The sequence below is a fragment of the Microbacterium timonense genome (genome assembly GCF_900292075.1).
GTDB lineage: Bacteria > Actinomycetota > Actinomycetes > Actinomycetales > Microbacteriaceae > Microbacterium > Microbacterium timonense.
On the sequence record NZ_OLMV01000006.1, the window covers coordinates 186,286 to 200,558 of the forward strand.

Genomic DNA, 14,273 nt, shown 5'->3' on the forward strand with positions numbered 1-14,273 from the left:
CCCTCGCCGGCGGGGGGACTGGGGGAGCGCGCCCGGCCGTCACGGCGGCCGGGCGCACGCCAGTGCCCGCAGCGGCACAGCCGCTACCGCAGACGATGCGGCGGAGAGATACTGAGGATCGGGCACCGGCACGCCGGTGAGGGAGGCGAGCGCAATGGCGGACAGCGCGGAATGGGATGCCGCAGACGCTGCGGACAGCGCGCCCCTGCCCTCCGACGGCGGCACCATGGACCTGGACTGGGGACAGGGTGAGGAACTCGTCGACGACGATTCGTTCGTGAACGCCTTCACCGACGAGATCGCGGGGATCACGGCATCCGACTGGGATGTCGACGCCGACGTGCTGTGGGGCGACGACGTCTCCCCCGATCTCGGCGCCGACCCCGGCGCGGCGGGGTACGACTTCCCGATGTGACCCGTCGGGAGTGCGAGGAGAGGCGACGAAGCCGTTGGCAGACGAGAGTCGGACCGCAGCCGGGCAGGCCGGCGTCACCCAGCCGGTCGGCCGCGTGGCCGGCCAGGACGTCGCGCTCTTCGAGTTGGTGAACAAGGTCGGACGCGCCGCGGCGCAGGCCGGGCGGCGTGATCTCGTCAAACGGCTCGTGACCACGCGCGACCGGCTGCAGGATCCGCACGTGCGCGTCATCGTCGTCGGCGAGTTCAAGCAGGGCAAGAGCAAGCTGGTCAACGCCCTGGTCAACGCGCCGGCGTGCCCGGTGGACGACGACATCGCGACCACCGTGCCGACCACCGTCGGCTATGCCCCCGAACCCTCGGCGACCGTGCTCATCCAGCCCGAGGGCGACTCGCGGGGCGAGCCGATGCGGCAGAGCGTTCCCCTGGAGGCCCTCGCCGAGTACGTGTCGGCCCAGGGCAATCCCGACAACGTGCGGCGCCTGCTGTCGGCCGAGGTGCTGCTGCCGCGGGAGATCCTGCGTGGCGGCCTGCGGATCGTCGACTCGCCGGGCGTCGGCGGGCTCGATTCCCGCAGCGCGCTGCTGACGCTGTCGGCGCTGTCCAGCGCGCACGCCGTCATCCTCGTGTCGGATGCCTCCCAGGAGTACACCGAGCCCGAGATGCAGTTCCTCCGTCACGCCATGCGGGTCTCCCCGAACGTCTCCGCGGTGCTCGCGAAGACCGACCTGTATCCGCATTGGCGCGAGATCGAAGACATCGATCGCGGGCATCTGGCCGACATCGGCGACATCCCGATCTTCGCCGTCTCCAGCGACCTCCGGCTGCTCGCGGCCGAGCAGCGCGACGGCGACCTGAACGAGGAGTCGGGGTTCCCCGCCCTCGTCGCGCATCTGCGCCAGGACATCCTCGAGCGTGCCGAGCTGATCCATGCGCGCAGCGCGATCCACGACCTCGTGTCCGTGCTCGATCAGCTCACCATGGCGCTGCGCTCCGAGCTGACCGCGCTGGTCGAGCCGGAGGCGACGCCGCAGCTGCTGGTGCAGCTCGAGGAGGCGAAGACGCGCGCCGACGAGTTCCGCAGCCGGTCCGCGCGCTGGCAGGTCACTCTCACCGACGGTGTGGCCGACCTGATCTCCGACATGGAGCACGATCTGCGCGACCGCCTGCGGAAGGTGCAGCGCGAGGCGGAGGCATCCATCGAAGCAGGCGATCCCGGCCCGATCTGGAGCGAGATCACCGAGTGGCTCGACCAGCGCATCTCGGCAGCGGTCTCGGAGACGTTCGTGTGGACCGACGAGCGGGCACGCTGGCTGTCGGAGCAGGTCGCCGAGCTGTTCCTCGAGGGTGAGGAGAGCATCCCCGCGATCGACGTGGCCGACGCAGCCGGCGTGCTCGACCCGGTGGAGGCGATCGGCACCCTCGACGAGGGGCGGATGAGCGCCGCCGAGAAGATCTTCATCGGCGTCCGCGGGTCGTATGGCGGCGTCCTCATGGTGGGTCTTGCGACCGGCCTCATCGGTCTGCCCCTCATCAACCCCCTGTCGCTGCTGGCCGGCGTCATCGTCGGACGCCGGGCGTTCCGCGAAGACATGGGAACCCGGCTCGCCAGACGGCAGGCGGAGGCCAAGAACATCGTCCGGCGCCACATCGATGAGGTGACCTTCCAAGCGGGCAAGCAGCTCAAGGACCGCCTCCGGCTCGTGCAGCGGGCCGCCCGCGATCACTTCGGAGCGATGGCCGAGGAGCTTCATCGCTCGTTCGCCGAGGCGGTCAGCGCGGCCAAGCAGGCCGCGAGCGTCGACAGCGGCCGGCGGGAGGAGCGCGTCAAGCAGCTGCGCGCCCAGCTCCGCCAGCTCGAGGCGATCCGCGCCGAGGTCGTACCCGGCGGTATGCCGGACCGGATGCCGCAGCCCGAGATCGCCGGTCGCACACGGGCCGTCACCCGGTGAGGAGTGCACGATGAGGGAGCCGGCACTCACGGACGCCAGGCGGGTCGCGCAGGAGGCGCTCGCCCTCTACGCCGACGACCCCGCCACGCGGGAGATGATCAGCGCGTACGACCGGCGCCTGCAGGGTCCGCTGCGGATCGCACTGGCCGGAATGGTCAAGGCCGGCAAGTCGACCCTCCTCAATGCGCTCCTGGGCGAGGCGCTCGCCGCGACGGACGCCGGGGAGTGCACCCGGGTGGTGACGTGGTATCGCCGTGCCGACAGTCCCAGCATCACACTGCACCCGCGGCAGGGTCCGCCGCGGCGCCTGCCGTTCCAGCGTGACAACGGGCGGGTGGTGCTCGAGCTGGGCGCGACCACGGCTGAGGAGGTCGACTGGATCGACGTGGGGTGGCCGTCCGAGAGCCTGCGCTCGCTCATCCTCATCGACACCCCCGGGATCGCCTCGCTGTCGACGGATGTCTCCGCCCGGGCGCACGGATTCCTCACGCAGCGCAGCGGGGCCTCCGCGGCCGATGCGGTCATCTACCTGATGCGCCACCTGCATTCGTCGGACCGGGGGTTCCTCGAAGCGTTCCGGGACGTGTCGGTGGGTGCATCGCTGACGGTCAACGCCGTCGCCGTGCTGTCGCGGGCGGACGAGGTCGGCTCGGCGCGCATCGACTCGCTCGTGTCGGCGGGCCAGGTCGCCCGACGCTACGCGGATGACACCGAGCTGCGCTCACTCGTGCTGGATGTCGTGCCGGTGGCAGGTCTGCTCGCCGAGGCGGCGCGGACGCTCCGCGAGACGGAGTTCCGCGCGCTCGCCGAGATCGCGGCGCTCGAGCGGGCGGCGCGTGAGAACCTCCTCGTCTCAGCCGATCGCTTCGCGTGGGTCGCCGGCGTGACCTCTCTCAGCGAGCACCGGCGACGTGACCTGCTCTCGCGATTCGGCCTGTTCGGCATCCGGCTGTCGGCCGCGCTCATCCGTGGCGGTGCGAACACCTCGACGGCGCTGGCCGAAGGACTCGTGGAGCAGAGCGGCCTCCACGCGCTGCAGGCGCTGGTGCGGGATCACTTCCGCGCTCGCGCCGACACGCTCAAGGTGTACGGCGTTCTCCCGGGGCTCGAGGAGCTGATGCGGGAGCGTCCGCGCCGGGGCTCGGACATCCTGCTCGCCGAGATCGAGCGCATCTTCGCCACCACGCATTCGCTGCGGGAGCTCGCGGTGCTCTCGCGCACCCGCGCGGGTGGATACCCCCTGCCGGCGGAACAGATCGCCGAAGCCGAACGCATCGTGGGCGGCGCGGGCGGCACCATGGCCGTGCGAGTCGGACTCGCCGACGGCGCCGACGCTCCCGCCGTGCGTGCGCGCGCAGAGGAGCTCCTTGCTCGGTGGCGCGCGCTCGCGGAGTCGCCCCTCACCGAGCGGACGGCGGTGGGGCTGTGCCACGTGGTCATCCGCAGCCTCGAGCAGGTGGCGGCGGAGACGATGCGCGCGGACTCACCGCGCCGAAGCATCGGCCGGCTGCTGCCGGACGATGTCGTGCTGCCGCGCTGACCATGCGAGCGCCTTGGGCATGACGCCGGCCAGCAGGGCCAGCAGGACCAGCCCGCACTGCGCCGCGAGGACGAGGCGCAGCGGCGCAGCCCGCGAGCCGGTCAGCGCGAGGTCGAGCGAGAGCGCGAGCGTGGCCACCTGGATCACCCAGGTCAGCAGCTGCCACCAGCGCATCTGCGGCCGTCGGCCCATGAACGACACGAGCAGCGTGATCTGCACGAGCAGCACGCCGACCAGGATGCCGAACACCGACCAGAAGATGATGTCGGCGGCGGTGGTGTACGTCTGCTCGCTGCGGGTGGCATCGACGGCTCGCACCGCGTCCGAGATGAGCGGCAGCTGCTCCTTGCGGATGATGAAGTAGTAGACGATCGCGAAGCCCCCCACGAAGAAGCTGACGATCCAGAAGAGTTCGCAGACGCGCACCGAGAACGGCGGGGTCAGCTTGGCCAGAACCGGTGCGGTGTTGGGATTGGACAGCGGTGGTCGTCCCGGCGGGGCTTTCGCCTCCGACGGGACGGCCGGCATCGGCGGGTGCGGAGCCGGCGATCCGGCCCGCGAGGACGGGTCGCTCACCGCTTGCTACTGCTCCTCGCTGAGATCGTCGCTGTAGACGACCTCCTCGACCGGGACGGTGTCGACAGGTTCGCTCCACACGGCGTCGTCGACCTCGGCCGGCGGGGCGTCGTACACCGGTGCCGGCGCCTGCTCCGCATCGTCGGCGACGTCACCGGCGACGGCAATGGCATCCTGCACGGCATCCTGCGCGGTCTCAGGCGGCACGTCGGGCGAAGGCACCGTCGGCTGCGGGTCGCCGCCGTCGGCGGGCTCGCCCGCGTCGTCGGGCGGCAGTTCGTCATCCGCGTCGACGAGATCGTCCAGCCCGCCCTCGTCCGGAAGACCCGGCAGGTCGGGGAGCGTCGGCTCTTCGTCGGTGTCGTCGTCGACGGGCGTGTTGACGCCGATGTCGTCGCCCGCGGCCATCGATCCGTCTCCGGATGCCACGCCCGCGGTCTGATCGAAGATCTGCGTGACGTCGCCGCCCTCGGTCCAGATGTTCTGGTTCACCGACTGGTCCACGATGGTCGACCGACTGTCGATGGTCGTCCAGTTGTTCGTGATGCGCGTGATCTCGTTGAGCACCTCGTTGTGGTGCGTCGGCGGTGACGCCGGGGCGGTGCTCCGCGGCACCACATCCGGACGGTCGTAGATGATGGGCGCCACCGCGCGCACGTCCTCGGCGCAGATCCCGGCGACCTTGTTCTTCACCAGGGCGGCTTCGGGATCCTTCTCCAGTTCGGCGAGGGCTGCCGGATCCCGCAGCAGGCTCAGGATGAACTCGATGATCGAGTTGGCGACTGTCACCAACGGTGTGGTCATGTGACGACTCCTCCGCGCTGAAGGTCGAGGGATGATCCAGAGTAGGTCGCGGTGTGCGCGACGGCATCGGGGTTTTGCCCGATGCAGTGGGGGTTCAGGTGCGGGGTCATGGGTGCGACCCCCCTGAGGCCGGTTCTACCGCTGCGCCATCGAGGGCGATGCGGAGCTTCGAGAGCAGATCGGAGCGGGATGTCGCGTCGAGGCGCCGGCGGATGTGTGCGATGTGATGTTCCGCGGTGCGTGGGGAGATGAAGATCGCGGCGCCGATCTCGGCGTACGTCTTGCCCTGCAGCACCAGCTCCGCCACCTCGCGCTCGCGCTCGCTCAGCGACCCGTCGCCGGCGGCTTCCTTCGTGGCCGAATCCTGTCTCTCCTCCGCCCCGCGCGGTGTCTCCCGCGGGTGCAGCTCGCGTGCGCAGGCAAGCAGACGGGCGATGGCCTTGCGGTCCTCGGATCGGCTCGCCCCGTGCCCCGCCAGTCGCGCCCCGTCCCAGGCCATTCCCACCGCAGCCAGCCCTCGTGCCGCCTGCTCGACGGAGTCGGCATCGACGGCGCCCGAGAGCACGGCCGTCCAGACCTTGCCCGCATGGGCCATGCAGGCGGCGAGCCTGTTGTGCGGCGCGGCCGCGACGAGCGCTCGCGCGTGAGGGCCGAGCGCGTCGGGCCGGTTCAGCAGGATGCCGCGCTGGATGCCCGCCCAGTGCAACGGCGCCGACCAGATCGCGGGATCCCCGATCCCCGCCGTGACCGCGAGCGCCTTCTCGAAGACCGATTGCAGGGCGGTCGCCTCTCCGAGCCGCGCGGCGGCGATGACGAGTTCGCCCAGCGGCAGGAGGGAGAACAGGTCCGGCTCGGTCCGTGAGATCCGCGGCAGGCACGCGTGCCATTCGACCGCGAGGCCGGCCGCGTCGTCGTAGCGCCGGGCCAGGCCGATCGATATCGCCGCGGCAAGGGAGTCGTCCCGAGGTGCGAGGGCGCCCGCGGACGTCGCGCGGGCGAGCGCGGCGCGGGCCTCGACCGGGCGCTCCCGCTGCAGGGCGACCCACGACCCCCACAGCTCCAGCCGTGCGCGTGCGCGCGGCCCGCCCTGTCCGCCCTGAAGCGCGTCGTCGATGACGGCCTGCGCGCTGCGCACATCGCCGACGCCGATGCACGCGATCGCGCCGATCACCGCCGGGAGCTCGACGGAGGGGGAGTCGTCACCCGACGCGGTGTACAGCTCGGACGCACGGCGAAGGGCCGCGACCGCCGCGTCCGCGTGGCCCCCCAGCGCCGCACTCAGACCGGTGTCGAGCAGCGCGTGCGCCACGCGCAGGGCCGAAGGAGGCGGCTCGTCGCCGGCGGATGTCACTCCGGTGCCTGCTGCGGGTGCCGGCATCCGGCCGGCCGCGATCGCGGCGACCCGTCCGTGAGCACCGCCGCCGTCGTTCGCCGAGCATGTCCGGTAGACGTCGGCCGCGATCCGGGCGAGACCCCGCTCGGCCCAGATGGCGGCGGCGAGATCGACCGCCGGCGGAGCGTCTGCACCGCGGAGCGCGGCGAGCACGCCGTCCAGCAGGGCTCCGGCCGTGTCGAGGTCGCCGGTGCCCCACGCCGCCCGTGCCCTGTCCACCGCCAGGGCGGTCGGGTCGGCACCGCAGTCGACAGCACGGTCGAACAGTTCGCCGGCCAGGCGCGGGTCGCGGGCCACCTCGGCGCGCGCGCGAGCGGTCAATGCCTCGGCCGCGCCGGTGTCGTGGGCGACGCCCAGCCGTTCGACCACCGCATCGTCACGCAGCGTGGCCGGCGCCGCGATCCGCACCAGCTCGATCAGCCGGGCGGTCGAGGTCATGTCGCGCACCGCGGCGGCCACAGCGGGCGCCGGGCGACCGTCGCCGCCGAGCAGTCCCTCGGCATATCCCTCCGCGATCACGGCGCTCGCGTTGCCCGCCGACATTGCGTCGTCGACCGTCGGCGCGACGCCCAACGACAGCTCATCGACGAGCCGGCGTACGCGCGGCGGCGCCGACATGAGCCGGTGCAGGACGCGGGGCCGGATCGCGCGCTGCATCGCGTGGTGGGCCGGATCATCGCGACACGCGTCGGCATCGTGCGCGGCGCGGCACTCGTGCATCAGCCACGGGATGCCGCCGGTCAGGCGCAGGACGTCATCATCGCAGGCGCCGAATCCGGCGCCGTCCGGGCCCGATGCCGTACTGACGCCGCCCAGCAGGATCGCCGGCCGGCTGCGCTCCAAGAGGCGGCACAGCGCCGCGACGTCGGGGCGGACGGGCCAGCTGCGCACGGCGACCACGAGTCCGGCATCCGGATCCTCGGCGCGGTGGATCAGCGCGGTCACGCGGTCCTCGTCCAGCAGGTGCGCGTCATCGGCGATCAGCACGGTCGCGGCAGAAAGCGCGGCGACGTCGGTGGATCCGCGCAGCATGGCCGTCTCGGCGCCTTCCGCCGACAGAAGGCCCGCCACCCGGTGCAGCAGCGTAGTCTTGCCCGACCCTGCGCTGCCCGAGACCACGGCACGCACGGCCCCGCCGTGAAGGCGGAACGCAGCGAGCTCGAAAGTGGCGGCGCCGGGGATCTCATCGGTGCCCGAGCGGTCGTCCGTGCGACCGACCGACCTCATCCGCGGGGAGGGCGACGACGCGGCCTCGGCCAGATCGGGGAGCGCCGCCATCACCCCGGCTCCCCGGGTGTGGTCGGCGCGGGCTCAGGGGCCGGTTCAGGGGCCGGCTCAGGGGCCGGCGCCGGCTCGGTGGTCGGTTGCGGCTCCGGGTTTGTGGTCGGCTGCGGCTCGGGCTGCGGGTCCGGGTTCTGGGTGGGCTCGGGACCCGGGTTCTGAGTGGGCTCGGTGGTCGGCTCCGGCTCGGGAGCCGTCGTGGGCTGCGGCCCAGGGTCCGTGGTGGGCTCGGGCTGCGGGTTCGTTCCGGTGGGCTGGTCGCCGGAATCATCCGCTGTGCTCGCGGGGCCGGTGGTGGTGCCCCCGGTGGTTCCGGTGCCGGTGGAGCCGGACGGGTTCTGCGTGCCGGGAGTGGAGGCCTCAGCCTCCTGCTGACGCGAATCCGCGAGCTTTTCCGCGACGCGCTGCCGCGGATTAGGGGCAGTCGACTTCGTCTTCGGCGAGCCGTTGTCGGTGGCGGGAGGGGCTGACGGATCCGACGGCGGTGCCGCCTGGGCGCCGGCTGCCTCCGCGGCGGCGGCGGGCTGCTCGCTCAAGGCGGCGCCCAGCCAGTCGCCGAAAGACTCCGGGCCGGTGTCCCCCGAGGAGCGGGTGCCGTTGCCCAGCCCTGTGGCGCCCGCCAGCACCATTCCGCCGGCGAGGACGAGCGAGCTGGCCAGGCCCACGGCGACGGGGAGCCGGAACCAGCGCCGCCGCGCGGCCGGGGGATTCTCGGGCGCGACGGGCGACGGCTCCGGCGACGGGGCCGCAGCAAGCTCGCGCACCGGCGCATCGGCGGCCGCCCACGCCTCGGTCTCGCCGATCGCGATGCCCGCGCCGCCGGTCATCGGGACGAGGAGTCTGTCGGCCATGACCCGCGCGGCGCCGAGCGCGACGACCGCTTTGGGATCGGTGTCCACGGCGACCGGCGCGTCGATCCGCTCCGACAGCAGCTGGGCGACGCGCGGGATCCTCGACGAACCGCCCGTGAGAAGCACGGCTTCCAGGCGGCTGCCGACGTCACTGGTCTCGAGAGCCGTCTGCAGGAGGTCGACGGTGCGCTCCAGTCCCTCTTCGATGAGCCCTTCGAACTCGGCGCGCGTGATGCGGACCGTGGTGCCGGCACCCGCGAGGAACACCGGGATGGCGGCCTCCGAGTCGAACGACAGCGCTTCCTTGGCATCGACGCATTCGCGCCGGAGTGTCGACAGCGCGACGCGGGACTCGGGGTCGGCAGCGAGGTCGGTGGCGGTCAGGCCCGCCGCGGTGATCGCGTGCCGCACGACCAGATCGTCGAAGTCGGCGCCGCCGAAGTCGGCCATGCCGGTGGGTGCGCCGAGGATGTTCAGCGAGCCGTCCAGGGTGCGGGTGACCAGTGCCACGTCGAAGGTGCCGCCGCCCAGATCGTAGACGGCCAGCACCTCGTCCGTTCCGAGCGCGGCCGATGCCTGGTAGTGCCACGCGGCGGCGACCGGCTCCGCGACCAGGTCGACGGGGCAGGGCACTTCCCGTGCCAGCGCGGCCGTCACGAGGCTGCGCCGGTAGTCGCCCCACGTGACCGGCACCGTGGCCACGATGGCGTCGGGGTGCCGGCCCTCACGTTCGGCCACGGCATCCGTCACCCACGCGACCATGCGGGCGAACAGATCCTCCGATGCGAAGCTGCGGCTACCCACCACCACGGGGACGTCGTCTCCGATGCGTCTCTTGAACTCGCGCACCAGCCGTTCAGGCTGCGCGAGGCCCCGTCTCTCGGCGGCGTCGCCGAACAGCAGATCATCGTCCGAGACGAAGACCGCGGTCGGCGCACTGTCTGTATGTCTGCCCAGCGAGAACCTTGCGGTCTCGATGTTTCCCTGGAAATCCACTCTCGCGGTGGCGGCGGCTGTTCTGCTTGTACCGATATCCACCGCGAGCACAAATATGCTCGCCATTTCCCCGAAATTCCCCAGCTTCAGGACCCACCCTCGTGCACCCGGTTTACCACCACGCGCGCCGTCGCGCGAGGGGGAAGCGTGCACGACCTCCCGTGCATGAAGAGTCGATCGCGCGGTCTGCTGATACGCGTTGGTCTCCGGCCTCGCGTCAGCCTGCGGGATCACGGACACGAGTGACGTCTGATTGGCACTCACGTTGCACGAGTGCCAATTTCTTGCCTAGACTGGCGTCAGCACTCTCAACGTCAGAGTGCTAACGAGTCTTCGTTCCCAAGAAAGAAGAGGTAGACCGTGTCGGTTTCCATCAAGCCGCTCGAGGACCGCATCGTGATCAAGCAGGTCGAGGCCGAGCAGACCACGTCCAGCGGTCTGGTCATCCCCGACACCGCCAAGGAGAAGCCCCAGGAGGGCGAGGTCGTGGCGGTGGGCCCGGGTCGCATCGACGACAACGGCAACCGCATCCCGCTCGACGTCGCCGTCGGCGACCGTGTGATCTACAGCAAGTACGGCGGGACCGAGGTCAAGTTCGGCGGTGACGAGTTCCTCGTCCTGTCGGCGCGCGACGTTCTGGCGGTCGTCGTCCGCTGAGTCCTTCGCACCGTGCGAATCGAGAGGGTCGGATGCTTCGGCATCCGGCCCTCTCGTCATGCCCTGCCAACGGACCCGCGCCGGTGGCAGGGAAAGGCGCACGCTCGACCGGGATCGGATGCCCGGCGCAGCGCCTGCCGACCGGGCGGCGTCCGCGCGGGCGTAGGCTGACTCGGTGAGTCAGGAGCAGTCTTCCCTTTCCGAATCCGGCGGCGTGGACGGACTGGACGACTCGACGGCGCTCGACCTGGGGGTGACGACGGGCTCTGTCCCGGGCATTCCGAATCCGGCAGCCGAGGCGCGGGAACGGACGCTCGGCGGCTTCTTCGCGTTCGGCGCCTACCTGCTGTGGGGCTTCCTCCCGCTGTACTTCCTGCTGCTCGTCCCGACCGGACCCTGGGAGCTCGTCGCGTGGCGCATCGTCCTGTCGCTGGCCTTCTGCGCGCTGCTGCTCACCGTGACGCGCAGCTGGCCCCGGCTCGCGGCCATCTTCCGCAAGCCACGGCTGCTGGGTCTCACCGTGATCGCGGGGCTGCTCATCTACGTGAACTGGCAGGTGTTCATCTACGGCGCGCTCAGCGACCAGGTGATCGAGACCAGCCTCGGCTACTTCATCAATCCCATCGCGACCGTGCTGCTGGCGGTCCTCGTTCTGCGCGAGCGGCTGCGGCCGACGCAGTGGGTCGCGATCGGCATCGCGGCGGCGGCGGTGCTCGTGATCGTCATCGGCTACGGCGCCTTCCCCTGGATCGCGCTGACGCTCGCAGCCTCGTTCGGGATCTACGGACTGGTCAAGAAGAAGGTCGGCCCTTCGGTGGATGCCGTCAGCGGGCTGACCCTCGAGACGCTGTGGCTCACGCCGATCGCCGTCGTCGTGCTGGCGATCGTGGGGGCGACGCAGGGGCTCACCATGGGGGCCAACGGCTGGGACCACACCGTCCTGCTGAGCCTGGCCGGCGTCGTGACCGCGGTGCCGCTGCTGCTTTTCGCCGCGGGCGCCCGGCGCATCTCGCTGACCGCTGTCGGACTGCTGCAGTTCGTGGCGCCGATCCTGCAGTTCATCATCGGCGTCTGGCTGCTGGGGGAGCCGATGCCGATCGAGCGCTGGATCGGCTTCGCCCTCGTGTGGGTCGCGCTGATCGTGCTGACGGTGGACTCGGTGCTGCACGCCCGCCGCACGCGCAGCGCGGCCTGAGTCAGCGCACCAGGCGGGCGATGGCCTGTGTGGCCTCGGTGATCTTGGCGTCGGCCTCCTCGCCGCCCAGACGCGCGGCATCCACCACGCAATGCCGCAGGTGGTCGTCGAGCAGGCCTACCGCGACGGCCTCGAGGGCCGAGGTCAGTGCGCTGATCTGGGTGAGGATGTCGATGCAGTACTTCTCGTCCTCGACCATCTTGTGGATGCCGCGGGCCTGCCCCTCGATGCGCTTCAGACGGTTGAGGTACTTGTCTTTGTCGGTGATGTAGCCGTGGTGCGAGTGCTCGGCCGGTGCGTCGTGGTCGAGCGGGCTCGCGGCCATGGTGTCGATGGTCATTGCTGCACGTCCTTCGTGTGAATGGTGTCGTCGTCGTCGTCAGTGCCGGCTGCGGAAGCGGCGGAGTCGCAGGCTGTTGCCGACGACGAAGACGCTCGAGAACGCCATCGCCGCGCCGGCGATCATCGGGTTGAGGAGCCCCAGCGCCGCCAGCGGCAGCGCGGCGACGTTGTAGGCGAAGGCCCAGAAGAGGTTGACCTTGATCGTGCCGAGGGTCGCTCTCGACAGACGGATCGCGTCGGCCGCCGAGCGCAGGTCACCGCGCACCAGGGTGATGTCGGATGCCTCGATCGCAGCGTCCGTCCCGGTTCCCATCGCAAGACCCAGGTCGGCCTGGGCGAGCGCGGCCGCGTCGTTCACGCCATCCCCGACCATGGCGACGACGCGGCCCTCGGCTTGGAGCCGCGTCACGACGGCGACCTTGTCGTGCGGCAGCACCTCGGCGATCACGCGGTCGATGCCGACCTGCTCGGCGATGGCGTGCGCCGCTGCGCTGTTGTCGCCGGTGAGCAGCACGGGATCGAGCCCCAGGGCACGCAGCTGCGCGACCGCCTGGGCGCTCGTCGGCTTGACCTGGTCGGCGACGACCAGGAGGCCGCGCACGGCGCCGTCCCATGCCACGACTGCCGCGGTGCGACCGAGCGCCTCCGCGGCGCTGCGCGCCTTCACGAGCTCAGAGGGGACGGCGAGTGCCCACTCGGCGAGGAGCGCCTCCCGCCCCACCAGTACCGCGTGACCCTCGACGATGCCCGATACGCCCTTGCCGGGCAGGTTCTGGAACGACGCAGCGTCGGGCAGCGGCCCCGTCTCCTCGGCGGCGGCGCGGGCGATCGCGTGCGCGATGGGATGCTCGGACGCGTGCTCGAGCGCCCCGGCCAGACGCAGCAGTTCCGCGCGCGCGGCGCCCGCGGCATCCGCGCCGTCGGCTCCCGTGACGACGACATCGACGAGGGCCATGCGGCCGGTGGTCACCGTGCCGGTCTTGTCGAGCACCACCGTGTCGACCGTCCGCGTCGACTCGAGGACTTCCGGACCCTTGATCAGGATGCCCAGCTGCGCGCCCCGGCCGGTGCCGACGAGCAGCGCTGTCGGCGTGGCCAGCCCGAGCGCGCACGGGCACGCGATGATCAGCACCGCCACCGCCGCGGTGAACGCCGTCGTCGCCGACGCACCGGCCACGAGCCATCCCACGAGAGTTCCCAGCGACAGGAGCAGCACGATCGGCACGAACACGCCCGAGATGCGGTCCGCCAGGCGCTGGACCTTCGCTTTGCCCGACTGGGCGTCCTCGACCAGACGCGCCATCTGAGCGAGCTGCGTGTCGTCGCCGACGCGGGTCGCCCGCACCACAAGCCGGCCGCCGGCGTTGACCGTCGCGCCGATGACCGCGTCGCCAGGTTCCACCTCGACCGGCACCGACTCTCCCGTGACCATCGACGCGTCCACGGCCGACGTGCCCGAGGCGACGACGCCGTCGGTGGCGATCTTCTCGCCGGGGCGCACCACGAATTCGTCGCCGACGCGAAGGTCCGCGATCGGCACGCGCGTCTCTGAGGCCTCGTCGCCCACCCGGCGCAGTACCGCGACATCCTTCGCGCCGATCTCGAGCAGTGCGCGCAGCGCCGCGCCCGCACGGCGCTTGGAGCGCTGCTCGAAGAACCGTCCGGCGAGCACGAACGTCGTCACCCCGGCGGCCACCTCGAGGTAGATCTGGTCGGCTCCGTCTCCCGGAGTCGCCGTCCATTCGAACCCGTGTGTCATGCCCGGCATGCCGGCACCACCGAGGAACAGCGCGTACAGCGACCACAGGAACGCAGCCGTCACTCCGAGAGAGATGAGGGTGTCCATGGTGGCCGCGCCGTGGCGCAGATTGACCGCGGCGGCGCGGTGGAACGGCCACGCGCCCCAGACCACGACCGGTGCGGCCAGTGCCAGCGACGCCCACTGCCAGTACGTGAACTGCAGCGCCGGGATCATCGCGATGAGGATCACCGGCACCGAGAGCACGAGCGAGCCGATGAGCCGCTGGCGCAGCCCGATGAGCTCGGCGTCGGCGCCGCCGGTGCCGTCGGGCGCGACCGCTTCAGCGACGGGAGGTGCGGGCACGGCCGCGGTGTAACCCGTCTTCACCACCTCGTCGATGAGCGCCTGCGCTGCGATGCCGGCGGGTGCGCTCACGATCGCCTTCTCGGTGGCGTAGTTGACGGATGCCTCGACCCCGTCCATGCGGTTCAGCCGCTTCTCGATCCGCGCGGCGCAGGACGCGCACGTCAT

Annotated in this window: 11 protein-coding genes; 5 read left to right on the forward strand and 6 right to left on the reverse strand. The window is 71.5% G+C overall.

The annotated features are described in order from the left end of the window. Positions 1-154 precede the first annotated feature (154 nt). From C9992_RS15865 to C9992_RS15875, 3 genes are read left to right on the forward strand one after another with little or no spacing between them, the layout of a single operon-like run. Positions 155-415: a hypothetical protein gene (locus C9992_RS15865; protein WP_106816605.1), complete on the forward strand. Its 261-nt coding sequence runs from the start codon at positions 155-157 to the stop codon at positions 413-415. A 34-nt stretch (positions 416-449) separates the two neighbouring features. Then, the gene (locus tag C9992_RS15870; protein ID WP_327317855.1) at positions 450-2,366 is read left to right on the forward strand and encodes a dynamin family protein; all 1,917 of its coding nucleotides are present in this window, start codon (positions 450-452) and stop codon (positions 2,364-2,366) included. Positions 2,367-2,376: 10 nt separating this feature from the next. Next, positions 2,377-3,906: a dynamin family protein gene (locus tag C9992_RS15875; protein WP_106816607.1), complete on the forward strand. Its 1,530-nt coding sequence runs from the start codon at positions 2,377-2,379 to the stop codon at positions 3,904-3,906. Here C9992_RS15875 and C9992_RS15880 read toward each other — a convergent pair. The 4 genes from C9992_RS15880 to C9992_RS15895 form a co-directional block, all read right to left on the reverse strand. Next, positions 3,850-4,482 carry a hypothetical protein gene (locus C9992_RS15880; protein ID WP_106816608.1) on the reverse strand — a complete coding sequence of 211 codons (633 nt, stop codon included), beginning with the start codon at positions 4,480-4,482 and terminating at the stop codon, positions 3,850-3,852. The two genes, C9992_RS15875 and C9992_RS15880, sit on opposite strands and share 57 nt — an antisense overlap. Before the next feature lie 6 nt (positions 4,483-4,488). Further along, a complete protein-coding gene (locus C9992_RS15885; protein ID WP_106816609.1) occupies positions 4,489-5,286 on the reverse strand; it encodes an IniB N-terminal domain-containing protein in 798 nt (265 codons plus the stop codon). A gap of 106 nt (positions 5,287-5,392) precedes the next feature. Then, complete coding sequence (locus C9992_RS15890) at positions 5,393-7,957, reverse strand: LuxR C-terminal-related transcriptional regulator (protein WP_106816610.1); 2,565 nt, start codon at positions 7,955-7,957, stop codon at positions 5,393-5,395. Beyond that, positions 7,957-9,807, reverse strand: a complete 1,851-nt coding sequence (locus tag C9992_RS15895) for an Hsp70 family protein (RefSeq protein WP_160150908.1) — start codon at positions 9,805-9,807, stop codon at positions 7,957-7,959. The genes C9992_RS15890 and C9992_RS15895 overlap by 1 nt, the downstream gene beginning before the upstream one ends. A 360-nt stretch (positions 9,808-10,167) precedes the next feature. Here C9992_RS15895 and groES point away from each other — a divergent pair, with 360 nt between their 5' ends. Then, a complete protein-coding gene (gene groES / locus C9992_RS15900; RefSeq protein ID WP_045275440.1) occupies positions 10,168-10,464 on the forward strand; it encodes a co-chaperone GroES in 297 nt (98 codons plus the stop codon). Between the two features lie 277 nt (positions 10,465-10,741). After that, positions 10,742-11,659: an EamA family transporter RarD gene (rarD, locus tag C9992_RS15905; protein WP_106816628.1), complete on the forward strand. Its 918-nt coding sequence runs from the start codon at positions 10,742-10,744 to the stop codon at positions 11,657-11,659. A gap of 1 nt (position 11,660) precedes the next feature. Here the strand turns inward: rarD and C9992_RS15910 are convergent, their stop codons facing one another. After that, on the reverse strand, positions 11,661-11,999 hold the full coding sequence (locus C9992_RS15910) for a metal-sensitive transcriptional regulator (protein WP_268807203.1): 339 nt from the start codon (positions 11,997-11,999) through the stop codon (positions 11,661-11,663). Positions 12,000-12,038: 39 nt separating this feature from the next. Next, positions 12,039-14,273, reverse strand: a 2,235-nt coding sequence (locus tag C9992_RS15915; RefSeq protein ID WP_106816612.1) for a heavy metal translocating P-type ATPase, incomplete at its 5' end; no start/stop codon positions are given.

Bases quoted from the DNA above. Each gene is read 5' to 3' on its own strand.
- C9992_RS15865 (WP_106816605.1), top strand. From the start codon at position 155: ATGGCGGACAGCGCGGAATGGGATGCCGCAGACGCTGCGGACAGCGCG.
- C9992_RS15875 (WP_106816607.1), top strand. From the start codon at position 2,377: ATGAGGGAGCCGGCACTCACGGACGCCAGGCGGGTCGCGCAGGAGGCG.
- C9992_RS15885 (WP_106816609.1), bottom strand. From the start codon at position 5,286: ATGACCACACCGTTGGTGACAGTCGCCAACTCGATCATCGAGTTCATC.
- C9992_RS15890 (WP_106816610.1), bottom strand. From the start codon at position 7,957: ATGGCGGCGCTCCCCGATCTGGCCGAGGCCGCGTCGTCGCCCTCCCCG.
- C9992_RS15910 (WP_268807203.1), bottom strand. From the start codon at position 11,999: ATGACCATCGACACCATGGCCGCGAGCCCGCTCGACCACGACGCACCG.